The organism is Pseudomonas sp. CIP-10 (genome assembly GCF_020911845.1).
Taxonomy (GTDB): domain Bacteria; phylum Pseudomonadota; class Gammaproteobacteria; order Pseudomonadales; family Pseudomonadaceae; genus Aquipseudomonas; species Aquipseudomonas alloputida.
In genome coordinates this window covers 1552161-1566415 of record NZ_CP087160.1, presented here as the reverse complement: position 1 = coordinate 1566415, position 14255 = coordinate 1552161, and the positions used below count along the sequence as shown (strand labels likewise).

Annotated in this window: 13 protein-coding genes; 6 read left to right on the top strand and 7 right to left on the bottom strand. The window is 63.0% G+C overall.

Translation table 11 applies throughout. The features are described 5' to 3' along the window. Positions 1-22: 22 nt before the first annotated feature. Together LMH93_RS07100 and recQ are read right to left on the bottom strand one after the other, a co-directional pair. Positions 23-460 carry a MarR family transcriptional regulator gene (locus tag LMH93_RS07100; RefSeq protein ID WP_003254575.1) on the bottom strand — a complete coding sequence of 146 codons (438 nt, stop codon included), beginning with the start codon at positions 458-460 and terminating at the stop codon, positions 23-25. A gap of 151 nt (positions 461-611) precedes the next feature. Then, positions 612-2759 (bottom strand): DNA helicase RecQ, encoded by a 2148-nt coding sequence (gene recQ / locus LMH93_RS07095; RefSeq protein WP_003254576.1) that lies wholly within the window; start codon positions 2757-2759, stop codon positions 612-614. A 243-nt stretch (positions 2760-3002) separates the two neighbouring features. Between recQ and LMH93_RS07090 the strand changes: the two genes are divergently transcribed. The 3 genes from LMH93_RS07090 (at position 3003) to LMH93_RS07080 (ending at position 5633) form a co-directional block, all read left to right on the top strand. After that, entirely contained in the window at positions 3003-3590 is a 588-nt protein-coding gene (locus LMH93_RS07090) for a YecA/YgfB family protein (protein ID WP_003254577.1), read from the top strand. A gap of 7 nt (positions 3591-3597) precedes the next feature. Next, positions 3598-3963 (top strand): YbaN family protein, encoded by a 366-nt coding sequence (locus LMH93_RS07085; protein WP_003254578.1) that lies wholly within the window; start codon positions 3598-3600, stop codon positions 3961-3963. A gap of 311 nt (positions 3964-4274) precedes the next feature. After that, complete coding sequence (locus tag LMH93_RS07080; protein ID WP_004576875.1) at positions 4275-5633, top strand: TolC family outer membrane protein; 1359 nt, start codon at positions 4275-4277, stop codon at positions 5631-5633. 62 nt (positions 5634-5695) lie between these two features. On the opposite strand, the gene LMH93_RS07075 is transcribed toward LMH93_RS07080, so the two are convergent. From LMH93_RS07075 to LMH93_RS07065, 3 genes are all read right to left on the bottom strand, one after another. Next, a complete protein-coding gene (locus LMH93_RS07075; RefSeq protein WP_003254580.1) occupies positions 5696-6295 on the bottom strand; it encodes a tRNA-uridine aminocarboxypropyltransferase in 600 nt (199 codons plus the stop codon). Between the two features lie 64 nt (positions 6296-6359). Beyond that, positions 6360-7925 (bottom strand): methyl-accepting chemotaxis protein, encoded by a 1566-nt coding sequence (locus tag LMH93_RS07070; RefSeq protein ID WP_060538487.1) that lies wholly within the window; start codon positions 7923-7925, stop codon positions 6360-6362. 137 nt (positions 7926-8062) lie between these two features. Next, positions 8063-8956 (bottom strand): LysR family transcriptional regulator, encoded by an 894-nt coding sequence (locus LMH93_RS07065; protein WP_003254585.1) that lies wholly within the window; start codon positions 8954-8956, stop codon positions 8063-8065. Between the two features lie 223 nt (positions 8957-9179). Here LMH93_RS07065 and speB point away from each other — a divergent pair, with 223 nt between their 5' ends. Further along, positions 9180-10130: an agmatinase gene (gene speB / locus LMH93_RS07060; RefSeq protein WP_003254586.1), complete on the top strand. Its 951-nt coding sequence runs from the start codon at positions 9180-9182 to the stop codon at positions 10128-10130. A gap of 132 nt (positions 10131-10262) precedes the next feature. Continuing rightward, positions 10263-11642 (top strand): sodium:solute symporter, encoded by a 1380-nt coding sequence (locus tag LMH93_RS07055; protein ID WP_012051556.1) that lies wholly within the window; start codon positions 10263-10265, stop codon positions 11640-11642. 126 nt (positions 11643-11768) lie between these two features. Here LMH93_RS07055 and LMH93_RS29635 read toward each other — a convergent pair whose 3' ends face one another. Both LMH93_RS29635 and ptrR read right to left on the bottom strand, forming a co-directional pair. Continuing rightward, the gene (locus LMH93_RS29635; RefSeq protein WP_009683677.1) at positions 11769-11897 is read right to left on the bottom strand and encodes a PA1414 family protein; all 129 of its coding nucleotides are present in this window, start codon (positions 11895-11897) and stop codon (positions 11769-11771) included. 124 nt (positions 11898-12021) lie between these two features. Beyond that, a complete protein-coding gene (ptrR, locus tag LMH93_RS07050) occupies positions 12022-12915 on the bottom strand; it encodes a putrescine utilization regulator PtrR (RefSeq protein WP_003254589.1) in 894 nt (297 codons plus the stop codon). Positions 12916-13021: 106 nt separating this feature from the next. Here ptrR and LMH93_RS07045 point away from each other — a divergent pair, with 106 nt between their 5' ends. Then, a complete protein-coding gene (locus LMH93_RS07045; protein WP_108192208.1) occupies positions 13022-14194 on the top strand; it encodes an MFS transporter in 1173 nt (390 codons plus the stop codon). Positions 14195-14255: the final 61 nt, after the last annotated feature.

The following is a 14255-nucleotide window of genomic DNA, read 5'->3' as shown; positions in this document are numbered from 1 at the left end:
CACCTGCAACGATGGGTGGAGCTCAGGACTTTTCGAGGTTGGCCAGGATCTTGGCATGCACGCGCATACAGACCTGCAAGTCCGCCTCGTCCACGCCGGTAAACAGCTCTACCCGCAGTTGGTTGGCGATGGTCTCGATCTGATCGATCAACGGCTTGGCCGGCGGGCACAGCACGATCTTCTTCGCCCGCCGGTCCTCCAGCACCGCCTGCCGGCGCACCAGCCCTTGCGCTTCCAGGCTGTCGAGCAGACGCGCCAGGGTCGGGCCCTCGACACCTACGCTCTGGGCCAGCTCACGCTGGGTCGGGGCGTCTTCGAAGCGCGCCAGGTGCAGCAACACCAGCCAGCGCGCCTGGGACAGGTTGAGCCCGGCCAGGCGGCGGTCCAGCTCGGCACGCCAACCTCGGGACATCTGGGCCAGTTGCATGCCAAAGCGGTGTTGGTTGTCGTTCAGGGGCATAAGGAACTCATTGGAGTAGATCTAATTATTAGGCAGCTAACCATGCCCTGCCCCACGAGGCAAGGCTCGGCCATGGTTACGCGTTCGATAATCGTCAAAAAGCATGACAAAGGTCAGCAGATGGCGCTTCTGCCTTCGATCCTGCATGCGTTTACAATTCGAATTCCGCCGCCAGCGCTGCGCGCACGCAATAAAGTACGCCCTCCGGCACCCGCGCCCCGAACTGCGGGGCAATGGCCGACACCGGTGGCAGCTCACCCTCGCCATCAAGAAAGGCGTCCTGCACCTCCATCATCAGGTCTTCCGGCAAGTCGATGGCCTGGTCCAGACTCAGCTCCTGGCGGCCCAGCGCCTCGGCCAGCAGGCTATACACATTCTTCTCGCTGCAGTTGAGCTGCCCGGCGATCTGCGCCGGGGTCATGCCGGCACGGGCCAGGCTGACCAGTTCGTGGCGCAGGTCGAGCACCACTTTCGGTGCCTCGTCGGTGCCACCGCTGCTGTTCAGCACTTCGAGGAACGCCTGGCCGTAGCGCTCCAGCTTGCGCGCCCCCACACCGCTGACCTGGGCCATGTCGCTGAGGCTGACCGGCTGGCTGCGCAGCATCTCCAGCAGTGTCGAGTCGGGGAAGATGACGTAGGGTGGCACACTGTGTTCTTCGGCCAGCTTGCGGCGCAGGGTACGCAGCGCTTCCCACAGATCGCGCTCTTCGGCACGCACCAGCTGGCTGGCCGGGCTGCCGCCGCTGGACGACGAGGTTTTGGCCGTGGTCTGCGGTTTGAGATCACGGCGCAGTTGCAAGGTCACCTCGCCGCGCAGCAGCGGCCGACAGCTGTCGGACAGGCGCAAACCGCCGTAGCCTTCCAGGTCGATATCGACCAGGCCGCGCGCCACCAGCTGACGGAACAGTGAACGCCACTCGACCTCGGCCAAGCCTTTGCCAACGCCGAATACCGACAGCTTCTCGTGGCCGAAATTGCGCACCTTCTCGGTGTCCTTGCCCAACAGCACATCGACCAGGTGGCCAACACCATAGCGCTGGCCGGTGCGGAACACCGCCGACAGCGCCTGGCGGGCCGGCTCGGTGGCGTCCCAGGTCTGGATGTTGTCGACACAGTTGTCGCAGTGCCCGCACGGTTGTTCGAGGGTTTCGTCGAAGTAGGCCAGCAGCGACTGGCGGCGGCAGCGCGTTTCTTCGCACAGCGCCAGCATGGCGTCCAGCTTGTGCTGCTCGATGCGCTTGTGGCGCTCGTCGCCTTCAGAGTTCTGCAGCATCTGCTTGAGCATCACCATGTCCTGCAGCCCGTAGGCCATCCAGGCATCGGAGGGCAGGCCGTCACGGCCGGCCCGGCCGGTTTCCTGGTAGTAGGCCTCAAGCGATTTGGGCAGGTCGAGGTGAGCAACGAAGCGCACGTTGGGCTTGTCGATACCCATGCCGAAAGCAATGGTAGCGACCATGATCAGCCCTTCCTCGTTGAGAAAGCGGTGCTGGTTGGCCGCACGTGTCTCGGCGGCCAGGCCGGCGTGATACGGCAGCGCAGGGAACCCCTGACTGCAGAGGAAGGCGGCGGTTTCGTCGACCTTCTTGCGCGACAGGCAGTAGACGATGCCAGCGTTGCCACGACGCTCGCCGAGAAAGGCCATCAACTGCTTGCGCGGTGCCTCCTTGGGCACGATGCGGTAGAAGATGTTGGGCCGGTCGAAACTCGACAGGAAGCGCTCGGCGCCCTGCAGGTGCAGGCGCTGAACGATCTCCTCGCGGGTTCGCATGTCGGCCGTAGCGGTAAGCGCAATGCGCGGCACATGCGGAAACAGTTCGGCCAGCTGACCCAGCTGCAGGTACTCGGGGCGGAAATCGTGACCCCATTGCGAAACGCAGTGGGCCTCGTCAATGGCGAACAGCGAGATGTCCAGATCGCGCAGGAAGTCGAGCATGCGCGGCTGCACCAGGCGCTCCGGCGCCAGGTACAGCATCTTGACTTCACCACGGCGCAGGCGCCCGGCCAGTTCACGCTGCTGCTCCGCCGTCAGGGTAGAGTTCAGGGCGGCCGCAGACACACCCAGCTCGTCAAGGGTGGCGACCTGGTCGTCCATCAGCGCGATCAGTGGCGATACCACCACCGTCAAGCCCGGGCGCAGCAGCCCCGGCACCTGGAAACACAGCGATTTGCCGCCACCGGTGGGCATCAGTACCAAGGCATCGCCGCCATTGGCCACGCATTCGATGATCGCTGCCTGGCGCCCACGGAAACTGTCGTAGCCGAAGATGTCCTTGAGAACGCGCTGAGCCTGTTCGAGCATGTGCAACTCCAAATCGCCGTACCATCCTGGATAAAGGCTGGACGAAAAACCCGCCCCGCACACGCCAAATGCGTAAGCGGTTTTTGCCAGGCAGCCGTTAAAACCTGCCCCTGGATGAAAAATCGCGGAGTATACCGCAGCACCGCGCTGCACATGCACCGCGGCGATAGACGTTCCCTTTGCCCCGCTGCCGCTGCAAGGTGCTAGAATTCGTTATCGTTTATTCCCCAAGGTAGCCCTGTAATGTCCTTCGCCGAGCAACTGACCCGCCTGCAAGCCTTCCTCGACGCCGACGAGCTGCACGAAGAAGCGCTGGACTATGTCGCCGCACACGGCTACCTCACCGCTCTTTCGATCAACGCCGAGGACGTGCCCGAGCGCGAGTGGATCGACGCCCTGTTCGCCGAGGAGCCGCACTACGCCAGCGAAGCCCAGCGCACCGAGATCGAGGCCACCCTGGTGGCGCTCAAGGCGCACATTGCCCGCCAGCTGGCCAGCGACGAAGAATTCGACCTGCCCTGCGAGCTCGACCTGACCGATGAGCCGGACGATTCCGACCTGCGCGGCTGGTGCATCGGCTTCATGGAAGGCGTGTTCCTGCGGGAAGAGGCGTGGTTCGAAAACGCCGAGGAAGAAGTCAGCGAAATGCTGCTGCCGATCATGGTGGGTTCGGGGTTGTTTGACGAACAGCCAGAGTTCGCCGATATCGCCAGCAACGCCAACCTGCAGGATGACATGATCGTGCAGATCCCTGAGGCACTGAGCGCACTGTTCCTGCTGCTGCACGCCCCTGACGAAAAACCGGCGCTGCTCAAGCCACGCCACCACTGAGCAACCTGTGCGCTACCTGCTGCTGGCCACTGGCTGGCTCAGCGTCGCGCTGGGGGTGCTGGGGATATTCCTGCCGGTCTTGCCCACCACCCCATTCCTGCTTTTGGCGGCGGCCTGCTTTGCCCGCAGCTCGCCGCGCTTTCACCACTGGCTGGTCCATCATCCCAAGCTGGGACCATGGATCCGTGACTACCTCAGTGGTGAAGGCATCCCCCTCAAGGGCAAGGTCTACGCCATCGGCCTGATGTGGGCCAGCATTGGCCTGTCGTGCTACCTGGTCCCGCTGTTCTGGGCACGTACCTTCATGCTGACCAGTGCCGTACTGGTTACCCTGTACCTGCTCAGGCTGAAAACCCTGCACAAGCCAAAGTGACAATATTTTGTCGCCAAATATCGCTTTCGCCTAATCAACACCTTCTTTATCCGAATTAGTTCTGGAACCGCGTGTAGACCTTGTATCCATGGGTTTTCAAGGCATTTCCCGCCTTCGTTCCGTGCCCTTGAATACACACTTATTAGACAACAACGATCTTATATGGCAATTTGATATGAATAAATCTTCTTATCTATCGCGTTGAATGTACTTAGCTGTGTTGTTAAAAACCTGCAACACTATACGCGATACGTTTATCGTCATTTTTTTGGCGAACAGCAGGATCAATTCCAGGATCAGGGAGATGTACCATGCGCGTTTTGAACCCCATCACCAGTGCTTTACTGTTGGCCCTGGCGAGTGCCAACGTACAGGCGATGTCGATTACCGAGGCTGTCCAAAGCGCCGTGGACTACCACCCACAAGTCAGCTCCAACCGTAACAGCAAGCTGTCGGCCGATGAAGACGTGAAGTTCGCGCGTGGTGGCTACTACCCTTCCGTGGACCTGGTTGCCGGTTACGGCCGCCAGCGCTCGGACAACGCCACGACCCGTGCCGAGGGTAACCACAACAAGGAAACCCTCAACTACACCCAGTCCGAACTGCGCCTGCGGCAGATGATCTTCGACGGCTTCAACACCTCGAATGAAGTAGGCCGCACCGAGGCGGTCTCTACCTCCCGCGCCTATTACACCCAGGCCGTTGCCCAGGATGTCGCCCTGCGTGCAGTCGAGGTCTACCTGGAAGTGCTCAAACGCCGTGAACTGGTGACGCTGGCCAAGAACAACCTGCAAGCTCACCTGCGCGTCAACGACCAGATTGGCCTGCGCAACGAGCGCGGCGTCGGCAGCACCGCCGACCTCGACCAGTCCCGCGCCCGTCGCGCCCTGGCGGAAAACAACCTGGACACCGCCGAAGTCGACCTGGCCGATGCCGAGGCCAACTTCTTCAGCGTGATCGGTCGCGCCCCGGACGAGCTGGAAAGCCCGCAGAGCATCAGGGGCGAGGTGCCAGGCACCCTCGACGAAGCCCGCGACGGCATGCGCCAGAACAACCCGTACATCAAGTCTGCCCAGGCTGACGTCAACGCCGCCGAGCGGCAGTACGAAGTGGGCAAGTCGACCTTCTACCCGCGCTTCGACGCCATTCTGGCAACCGGTGCCAACAACAACACCGGCGGCGAGAAAGGCCACAACAACAACGACTGGCAAGCTGGCGTGGAGATGAACTACAACCTGTTCCGCGGTGGCAGCGACAAGGCTCGCCTGCAGTCCGACGCGCACAAGATCAACCAGGCACTGGACATTCGCAACAACGCCCTGCGTGAGTTGACCGAAAACCTGAGCCTGGCGTGGAACGCCATGAACAACGCCAGCAAGCAGCTGCCAACCGCGCGCGAATACGCCGAGACCACCAAACGTGTGCGCGCGGCCTACCAGGACCAGTTCGGCCTGGGCCAGCGCACCCTGCTGGACGTCCTCGACAGTGAGAACGAGCTGTACAACGCAGACCGTCGCTACACCGAGGTGCGTTATACCGAAGAGTTCTCGCGCTACCGCGTACTGGCGACCATGGGTGAATTGCTGAGCAAACAGCATATTTCGTTGCCACCAGAGGCGCTGGCGACCACCGAAGTCCGCACCGAGGCGCGTCTGCCTGAGATGCGTTGAGCGGGTTTTAGGTAGCGGGGCTGCTTTGTGCTGCGAATGGGCTGCAAAGCAGCCCCCAACCCTCATTCGCGGCCATGATTACGCTGAAAAGTCTCTACGCCCATGGCCCTGATCTGCCCCTCGATCAACGCCTCGAACGGCGCCAGCAGTGCATCGAAGCAGGCCGGTTGCTCCAGCGTGTTCAATGCCCCGACCACCGCCTCGATCGTCGACAATGCTCCCGCCTCCGGCGCTTTGCGCAACCGATAGCGTGAAGCGGCCACCTGCCCCAGCGTCACCCGTGGCAGCCCCCCCAGCAATGGGTTCAGGTACAGCAGTTTGCGCGCCTTGCGCCAGGTGCCGTCGGGCACGATCAGCAGCAAAGGTTTGTCGCCCGCCTCGCCATAAGCTGTCAGCACCTGGGCGTCATCACCCGGGAACAGCAGCACCGGGTGGTATCCGGGGGTGGCGAGCAGGTCATGCAGGTCATCGAACACCTCTCCAATCCGCAACTCGGCATTGTTCAGGCCAAGGGCAGCCAGGCGCGCCGTGTTCAGGGCATGGGCAGTTTCACTGGGGTGCTGCAGCAGGATCACACGGGTGCGGCTGTCGAGCGCGGGGATCAGTGGGCATAGGCAATGGTCGAGCGGGCGCTGGCAGCGCTCGCAGCGGGGTCTGGGCATGGCGGTCTCCTTGGCGGGGACAGTTTGCCACATAACAGGGGCCCGCTTTGCGGGCCCCGCGATTTCAACGGTTGAACCTTTCCGCCAGGCTATGCAGGTACTCCGCCATGCGCTCGAGGTCCTGGCTGATTTCCGCGCCTTGCCTGGCTTGCCCGGCACTCTGGTCGCAAAGTTGGGCAATCCTCACGATCTGCTGGTTGATGTCTTCAGCCACATGGCTCTGTTGCTCCGATGCCGTGGCCATCTGCTGGCTCATGCCGGTGATGCGGCTGACCGCCACGGCAATCCCGCTCAGCGCCGCCTGCACCGCCTCGACACTGTGCACACTGTCCCGGGAAATCTGCTCGCCCCGGCTGGCAGTGCTCACCGCTCGCTCCGCCCCGGCCCTCAACGAGGCGATGATATGGTGGATCTCTTCGGTCGACGCGCGGGTACGCTGCGCCAACGACCGCACCTCATCAGCCACCACGGCGAACCCGCGTCCTTGCTCACCGGCGCGCGCCGCTTCAATGGCGGCGTTAAGCGCCAGCAGGTTGGTCTGCTCGGCAATCGAAGTGATCACGTCGACCACGCTGCCAATCGACTGGGTCTGCTCGGCCAAGGCGTTGACCGCCTGACCAATGTCATTGACCGCGTCGCTCATGCTGCCCATGGCTTGCAGGCTCTTCAGGGCCAGCTCGCTGCCCTGCTGCGCCAGCTGGTCGGCATCACTTGCCGCGTGTGCCGTACTTTGCACGTTGTGGGTGACCTGCTGGATGGTCGCCGCCATCTGCGCGATGGCGGTGGCGGACTGGTCAGTCTCGCTGCGCTGCCGGTCGAGCATCTGCGCCTGGGCATCGGACAAGTCGGAAGATTGCGCCGCCCGCGACTTTACCCCGACACCGGCATCCACCAGCCGGGTCAGGGCCGTTTGCAGGCGGGCTTCTTCGCTGATGATGGCCAGGTCGAGCTGGCCCTGCAAGCCTGGGTTGTCGCTGTAGGTCAGCGCCACCAACGGACTGGTAAAGGCCTTGGGATGCTCAGCCAACGTGCGGCGAATGGCCTGGTTCTGCCGGTGCTCGACCCAGTACCAAGCCAGCAGCAGACTTGCCATCAGCACCGCGAGCGCCGCATAGGGGGGCAACCAAAGGTAACCCGCCGCCGACAGCAGGCCTGCGCCGATCAGTGGCCAGCCATGGCCCAGGCCGTGCCCCAGGCGAGCAGCCCACGGCACTGGGCCGCGACCATCACGCAAACGCGCATACAGTGCCTCGGCACGGCGGATCTGCTCGCGCGTGGGCACCGAGCGCACCGACTCGTAGCCACTGATCCGGCCTTGTTCGTAGATCGCCGTGACATAGGCGCTTACCCAATAGTAATCGCCGTTCTTCGCCCGGTTCTTGACGATGCCCATCCAAGGTTTGCCCTGCTTGATGGTCTCCCACATGTGGCCAAACACCGCAGGCGGCATGTCCGGGTGGCGCACCAGGTTGTGCGGTTGGCCGACCAGCTCGTCGTAGGTAAAGCCGCTGATTGCCACAAAGGCGTCGTTGCAGTAGGTGATTCGGCTGCCGAGGTCAGTCGTGGAAATAAGGCGTTGATCGCCGGGGAAGGTTCTTTCGTGCTCAGTGACGGGCAAATTCATGCGCATCTTGGGCGATCCTTGCAGGATGAAATAAGGGGAAATCATCAGCGCAAGTTGATATGTAGCAGAGCGCTATCAGGTTAGCGGCCAGCGTTTACCGGAATTTAACCCGCTCCCGACGGAATGCATGAATGCGTCGCATCTCAGCCCACGTTGAGCTGGCTTTTCAGCAGGTCACGGAAGGTCTGGATCAGCGGTTCGCGGCTGCGCCCGCGGCGAATGATCAGCGAGAACGGGGCCTGGTAACCAAAGGTCGACGGCGACAGTACACGCAAGTCACCTTTGTCGACCCAGGCCTGGGCGTAGTGTTCAGGCAAGTAGCCGATATAGGCTCCGGAAAGGATCAGGATCAGCTGCGCCTCCATGCTTTCAACCGTCGCCGCACTGTGCTTGAAGCCATGCCGGGCCAGTTCGGCCTGGCTCCAATAACCACGGCCGACCATGCGCTGCTGGGTCACCACCTGCTCGGGAATGCGCCGCTCGGCATACAACGGGTGGCGGCTGCTGCAGTACAGCCAGTGCTGTTCGCGGTACAACGGCTGGTAGAGCAGGCCGCTCATCCGCGAAGAAAACGCGCCGATGGCCAGGTCCAGGCGGTTGTCCTGCACACCTAATTGCAGCTCGTAGGGGCTGGACACCGACAGGTGCAGGTGCACCGCCGGGTGCTCCTGGCTGTAGGCACCGATGGCTTCGGCCAGCGGCAAGGCGCGGTCACCGACCGTGGAGTCGATCACGCCAAGGTTGAGGGTGCCACGCAGTTCGCCCTTGAGGGCGGCGGCATACTGCTCGAAACCGTCCAGCTCGGCCAGCAGGCGCAGGGTTTCCTGATGGAACAGCTCGCCCTTGCTGGTCAGGCTGAAGCCACCCCGACCCCGGTGGCACAACACGATACCCAAGGCGCCCTCCAGCTGGCTCATGTAGGTACTGATGGCCGAGGTCGACAGGTTCAGCTCGCGCTGGGCGTTGGCAAAGCCCTGGTGGCGCACCACGCTGATGAAGATGCGCAGCAGTTTCAGGTCGGGCAAGGTCGAGGCCATGGTGCAACGGTTCCACAAGGGTATGTGCGCGCAGTCTAACTGCTCTACCGCCTTTAGTTCAGAAAATCCTGAACTAAGTATTTGTCGGTAGCGATTCTTCCCCGGTACTCCCTTGAGCAGACTTGGCCGAAATGTCCCTGCCCGCCGGCAAACCACACGTGAATGGCGCGCGGCGGCACAGGTTCGAACAAACACAACAATCGACCGACTGATGAGGCCCACCGTGGACAAGACTCTCCACCAACCACTGGGCGGCAACGAAATGCCGCGTTTCGGCGGCATCGCCACCATGCTCCGCCTCCCCCACCTGCAAAGCGCCGAAGGCCTGGATGCCGCCTTCATTGGCGTACCGCTGGATATCGGTACCTCGCTACGCTCCGGCACCCGCTTCGGCCCGCGGCAGATCCGCGCCGAATCGGTGATGATCCGCCCGTACAACATGGCGACCGGTGCCGCCCCGTTCGACTCGCTGTCGGTCGCCGATATCGGCGATGTGGCAATCAACACCTTCAATCTGCTGGACGCCGTGCGCATCATCGAAGAAGCGTATGACGAGATCGTCGAGCACAACGTCATCCCCATGACCCTGGGGGGCGATCACACCATCACCCTGCCGATCCTGCGTGCGCTGCACAAGAAACACGGCAAGATCGGCCTGGTACACATCGATGCCCACGCCGACGTCAACGACCACATGTTCGGCGAGAAGATCGCCCACGGCACCACCTTCCGCCGCGCCGTGGAAGAAGGCCTGCTCGACTGTGACCGCGTGGTGCAGATCGGCCTGCGCGCCCAGGGCTACACCGCCGATGACTTCAACTGGAGCCGTCGCCAGGGCTTCCGCGTGGTCCAGGCCGAAGAGTGCTGGCACAAGTCACTGGAGCCACTGATGGCCGAAGTGCGGGAAAAAGTCGGCGGTGGCCCGGTTTACCTGTCTTTCGACATCGATGGCATCGACCCGGCCTGGGCGCCCGGTACCGGAACCCCGGAGATCGGCGGCTTGACCACCATCCAGGCGATGGAGATCATTCGCGGCTGCCACGGCCTGGACCTGATCGGCTGTGACCTTGTCGAAGTCTCCCCGCCTTACGACACCACCGGCAACACCTCGCTGCTCGGTGCCAACCTGCTGTTCGAGATGCTCTGCGTGCTACCTGGCGTGGTGCGTCGCTAATACCGCTCTACCCCGGCAGGAGCCATGAGGGAGGGCCACTGAGGCCCGCCAACACAAGAAAAGACCGCCGGGCGCCGTGCAAACGCCCGCGCGGTCGATCTCGCCATAATAAAGATAATCGGGAGACCCCCAATGGCCTTGGACATCATTGTTGTAATGATCTACACCGCCGGCATGCTCGGGCTTGGCTGGTATGGCATGCGCCGCGCGAAAACCCATGAAGACTACCTGGTAGCCGGGCGCAACCTCGGCCCGGTGCTGTACATGGGCACCATGGCCACCACCGTACTCGGTGGCGCTTCCACCGTCGGCACCGTGCGCCTGGGCTACGTCCACGGCATTTCCGGCTTCTGGCTGTGCGCAGCCCTGGGCCTGGGCATCATCGCCATCAACCTGTTCCTCGCCAAACCGCTGCTGCGCCTGCGCATCTTCACCGTGACCCAGGTACTGGAACAGCGCTACAACCCCACCGCACGCCAGGCCAGCGCCGTCATCATGCTGGCTTACGCGCTGATGATCGGGGTCACCTCGACCCTGGCCATGGCCACCGTCCTGCAGGTGCTGCTGGACCTGCCGTTCTGGGCTTCGCTGATGCTCGGCGGCGGCGTGGTAGTGCTGTACTCGACCATCGGCGGTATGTGGTCGCTGACCCTGACCGATATCGTCCAGTTCGTGATCAAGACCGTCGGCCTGATGTTCATCCTGCTGCCAGTGTGCCTGTACAAGGCCGGTGGTTGGGACACCCTGGTGGCCAAACTGCCAGCGGCCAGCTTCCAGCTGACTACCATTGGCTGGGACACCATCATCACTTACTTCCTGATCTACTTCTTCGGCATCCTCATCGGCCAGGACATCTGGCAGCGAGTGTTCACCGCCCGTGACGAAAAGGTCTGTCAGCGAGCCGGCACCACCGCCGGTGTGTATTGCGTGCTGTATGGCCTGGCCTGTGCGGCGATCGGCATGGCTGCGCATGTGCTGATGCCCGACCTGGCCAACCCGAACAACGCCTTTGCCGAGATGATCAAAACCACCCTGCCCGATGGCATTCGTGGCCTGCTGATGGCCGCGGCCCTGGCGGCCATGATGTCCACCGCCAGCGCCGGTCTGCTGGCTGCCTCGACCACCGTGACCGAAGACCTGCTGCCCAAGCTGCGTGGCGGCAAGCAGTCGAGCCTGGGCACCAGCCGCCTGTTCACCCTGCTCACCGGCCTGGTGGTGCTGGGCATCGCGCTGATGGTGAATGATGTGATCAACGCCCTGACCCTGGCTTACAACCTGCTGGTCGGCGGCATGCTGATCCCGCTGATCGGGGCGATCTTCTGGAAGCGTGCGACCACTGCAGGCGCGATTGCCAGCATGTCGCTGGGCTTTGCCACCGCCCTGCTGTTCATGTTCCTGGACGGGCTGGAGGCCAATACCCCGATCTACTACAGCCTGGCAGTAGGGCTGGTGAGCTTTGTGGGCGTGAGCCTGGTGTCGCGCAAGTCGGTGGCGGCGGTGAAGCTGGCCTGACTGCTGTACCGGCCCTTTCGTTTGTAGCGGGCTTGCACGCGCGAAAGGGCCAGTACACGCAATAGACAATCAGCAGACACAAAAAGGCCGCTGCACCCACCTGGGTGAAGCGGCCTTTGTCGTTAATCAGCGCCGACGCGGTTGACGTTTGCGCTGCTCTTCATCAGTCGGGATCGGCACCGGCTGCAAGGGTGGTGGAATCAGCCCCAAGGCGACGGCCAGGTCGTGGAGCCAGTTTGACAGTGGTTTATTCATAATGCCCCCTTGACGGGTCAGCCTCACGGCAAATCAATCCTGCAATGTTTCATACAGATCATAGCCCTATGTCCTGTATTACGCATGCCTCTGTTCCTACAGATAAGGGCGATTTTGACTCGGATCAAGCCGTGGCGGCGCATTCCGACGACTGGTTAATCGTTTCGCTTTGTTGCAGGTCGATCCATGCCTGCAGATTAGCCCCGCGCATACCCTGGCGCCACATCAGCCAGGTGACCGCCTGATCGAAAGGTGCCTGCAGCGGGTGCACCCTCACCCGATCACGTCCAGGCAGGCTGTCGAGCATCGACTGGGCCATCATCGCCACACCCGCACCCGCGATCACACAGGCCAGCATGCTCTGGTACGACTCGATCTCCATCACCCGCCCCATCGGCGTATGGGCATGGGCATACCAGGCCTCCAGGCGCATGCGGTACGAGCAGCCCTGGCGGAAGGTGAACACCGCCTTGCCCGCCACGTCCTTGGCGGTGAGGACCGCCGGGTGCTCGGGGCTGGTGATCAGTACCAGTTGCTCATCGCACAGCGGCACGCCATCCAACCCGGCAAGGCTCGGTGGCCCGTCCACAAGAGCAGCATCCAGGGAGTGGTTCAACAGCCCTTCAAGCAACTCGCCGCTGGGTGCTGCACGCACTTGCAGGTTCACCTGCGGGTAAGCCTGGTGATAGCGCGCCAGCAACGCCGGCAAGTGGGTCGCCGCCGTGCTGTACATGGTCCCCAGCACGAAGTCCCCAGCCGGCTGACCGCCACGCACGGCGCCCAGCGCTTCGTCGCGCAAGGCGGACATACGGTTGGCATAGTCCAGCAGCACCTTGCCTGCTGGCGACAGTTGCAGGCGCTGACGTTCGCGCAGGAACAGTTCGACGCCCAGTTGCTCCTCGAGTTGGCGCAGGCGCGTGGAGAGGTTTGATGGCACCCGGTGCAGGCGCTCTGCGGCGCGGGTAACCGAGCCTTCCTCGGCCACGGCCTGAAAGATACGCAGTTGGCTGAATTCCACGGCATTCTCCAAAACAGAACAACTTGATCATCATTATTCAATTTTATTGAAAATAAAAGCACCCTAACCTGCCAGCCATCACTTACATCCGCGCAGGAGACCTGTCATGTCGCCACTCATTCAACTGCTCGCCAGCGCCGTGGCGCTGATGATGGCCATGGGCATCGGTCGTTTCGCCCTCACCCCGCAACTGCCACAACTGATTGCCGAAGGCCAGTTCGACCTGACAGTCGCCGGGCTGGTCGCGGCGGCCAATTACCTGGGCTATTTCGTGGGTGCGGTGGACGCCATGTTCGCCCGCTCGCCAGGCCAGGTACGGCTGCGCCTGCACGGGGGGCTGTGGCTGTGTGTGCTGCTGACCCTGGCCTCCTGGGCTGCCAACGGCTTTTGGGGCCACCTGCTGCTGCGCTTCGGCACAGGCGTAGCCAGCGCCTGGGTGCTGGTGATGATCACCAGCCTCAGCCAGCAAGTAGCCACTGCCCACAACCGCCAGCGCCTGGGAGCGCTGGTTTTCGCCGGACCCGGCCTGGGTATTGCCGTGACCGGGCTACTGGCACTGGCCGCGCATGTGCAGGGGTTGGGCTCGGCTGCACTGTGGCTGATCTATGCCGTGGCTGCCTTGGTGATGCTGCTGGCCGTGCGGCCGTGGTTGCCACGGGCACTGCAAGCGGCACCGGCTCAGCCGCCAGTGCGACAAGGCCCGACGCGCAGTGTCGGCATTGGCCGCCTGGGGTTGGTGTATGGCTTGTATGGCATGGGCTACATCCTGCCAGCCACCTTTCTGTCACAGATGGCCAATCAGCAGTTTCGCGGGCAGTGGCTGGCTGACCTGTTCTGGCCGGCGTTTGGCCTGGCGGCGGCGCTGGGCGTTTTGCTGGTGAGCGTGCGCCGTGGTGGCCGCACCTCGACCTGGTTGACCACCACCCTGTGGTTGCAAGGGCTGGGTGTGCTGGCCTGCCTGATGGGTGGGGGTATCGGGCTGGTGCTGGGTGTTGCGCTGTGTGGCGGGCCGTTCCTGGCCTGCATGCAACTGGTCATGCAGCGCTCGCGCGAGTTGGCGCCACATGCCACACAGCGCAATGCCGGGCTGCTGACCGCGTGCTTTGCCTTGGGGCAGTTGAGTGGGCCGCTGCTGGCGGCGCTCAGCAGCCATTACAGTGGCGGGCTGCAACCGGCATTGATGCTGGCGGCGGGCGGGTTGGCGGTGGCTGGCGTACTGGTCCAGTTGCCGGGTAACGCACAGCAGGGAAGCGCCTGTCAGGCCAAGGCTGCATCCTGAGGCGATGCAGTCTGTACCGGCCCCTTCGCGGGCAAGCCCGCGCCTACAACGGCTGTGCAGG

Bases quoted from the DNA above. Each gene is read 5' to 3' on its own strand.
- LMH93_RS07055 (WP_012051556.1), top strand. From the start codon at position 10,263: ATGGCCTTGGACATCATTGTTGTAATGATCTACACCGCCGGCATGCTC.
- LMH93_RS07090 (WP_003254577.1), top strand. From the start codon at position 3,003: ATGTCCTTCGCCGAGCAACTGACCCGCCTGCAAGCCTTCCTCGACGCC.
- LMH93_RS07075 (WP_003254580.1), bottom strand. From the start codon at position 6,295: ATGCCCAGACCCCGCTGCGAGCGCTGCCAGCGCCCGCTCGACCATTGC.
- LMH93_RS07100 (WP_003254575.1), bottom strand. From the start codon at position 460: ATGCCCCTGAACGACAACCAACACCGCTTTGGCATGCAACTGGCCCAG.
- LMH93_RS07065 (WP_003254585.1), bottom strand. From the start codon at position 8,956: ATGGCCTCGACCTTGCCCGACCTGAAACTGCTGCGCATCTTCATCAGC.
- recQ (WP_003254576.1), bottom strand. From the start codon at position 2,759: ATGCTCGAACAGGCTCAGCGCGTTCTCAAGGACATCTTCGGCTACGAC.
- LMH93_RS07045 (WP_108192208.1), top strand. From the start codon at position 13,022: ATGTCGCCACTCATTCAACTGCTCGCCAGCGCCGTGGCGCTGATGATG.
- LMH93_RS07070 (WP_060538487.1), bottom strand. From the start codon at position 7,925: ATGCGCATGAATTTGCCCGTCACTGAGCACGAAAGAACCTTCCCCGGC.
- LMH93_RS07080 (WP_004576875.1), top strand. From the start codon at position 4,275: ATGCGCGTTTTGAACCCCATCACCAGTGCTTTACTGTTGGCCCTGGCG.
- LMH93_RS29635 (WP_009683677.1), bottom strand. From the start codon at position 11,897: ATGAATAAACCACTGTCAAACTGGCTCCACGACCTGGCCGTCGCCTTG.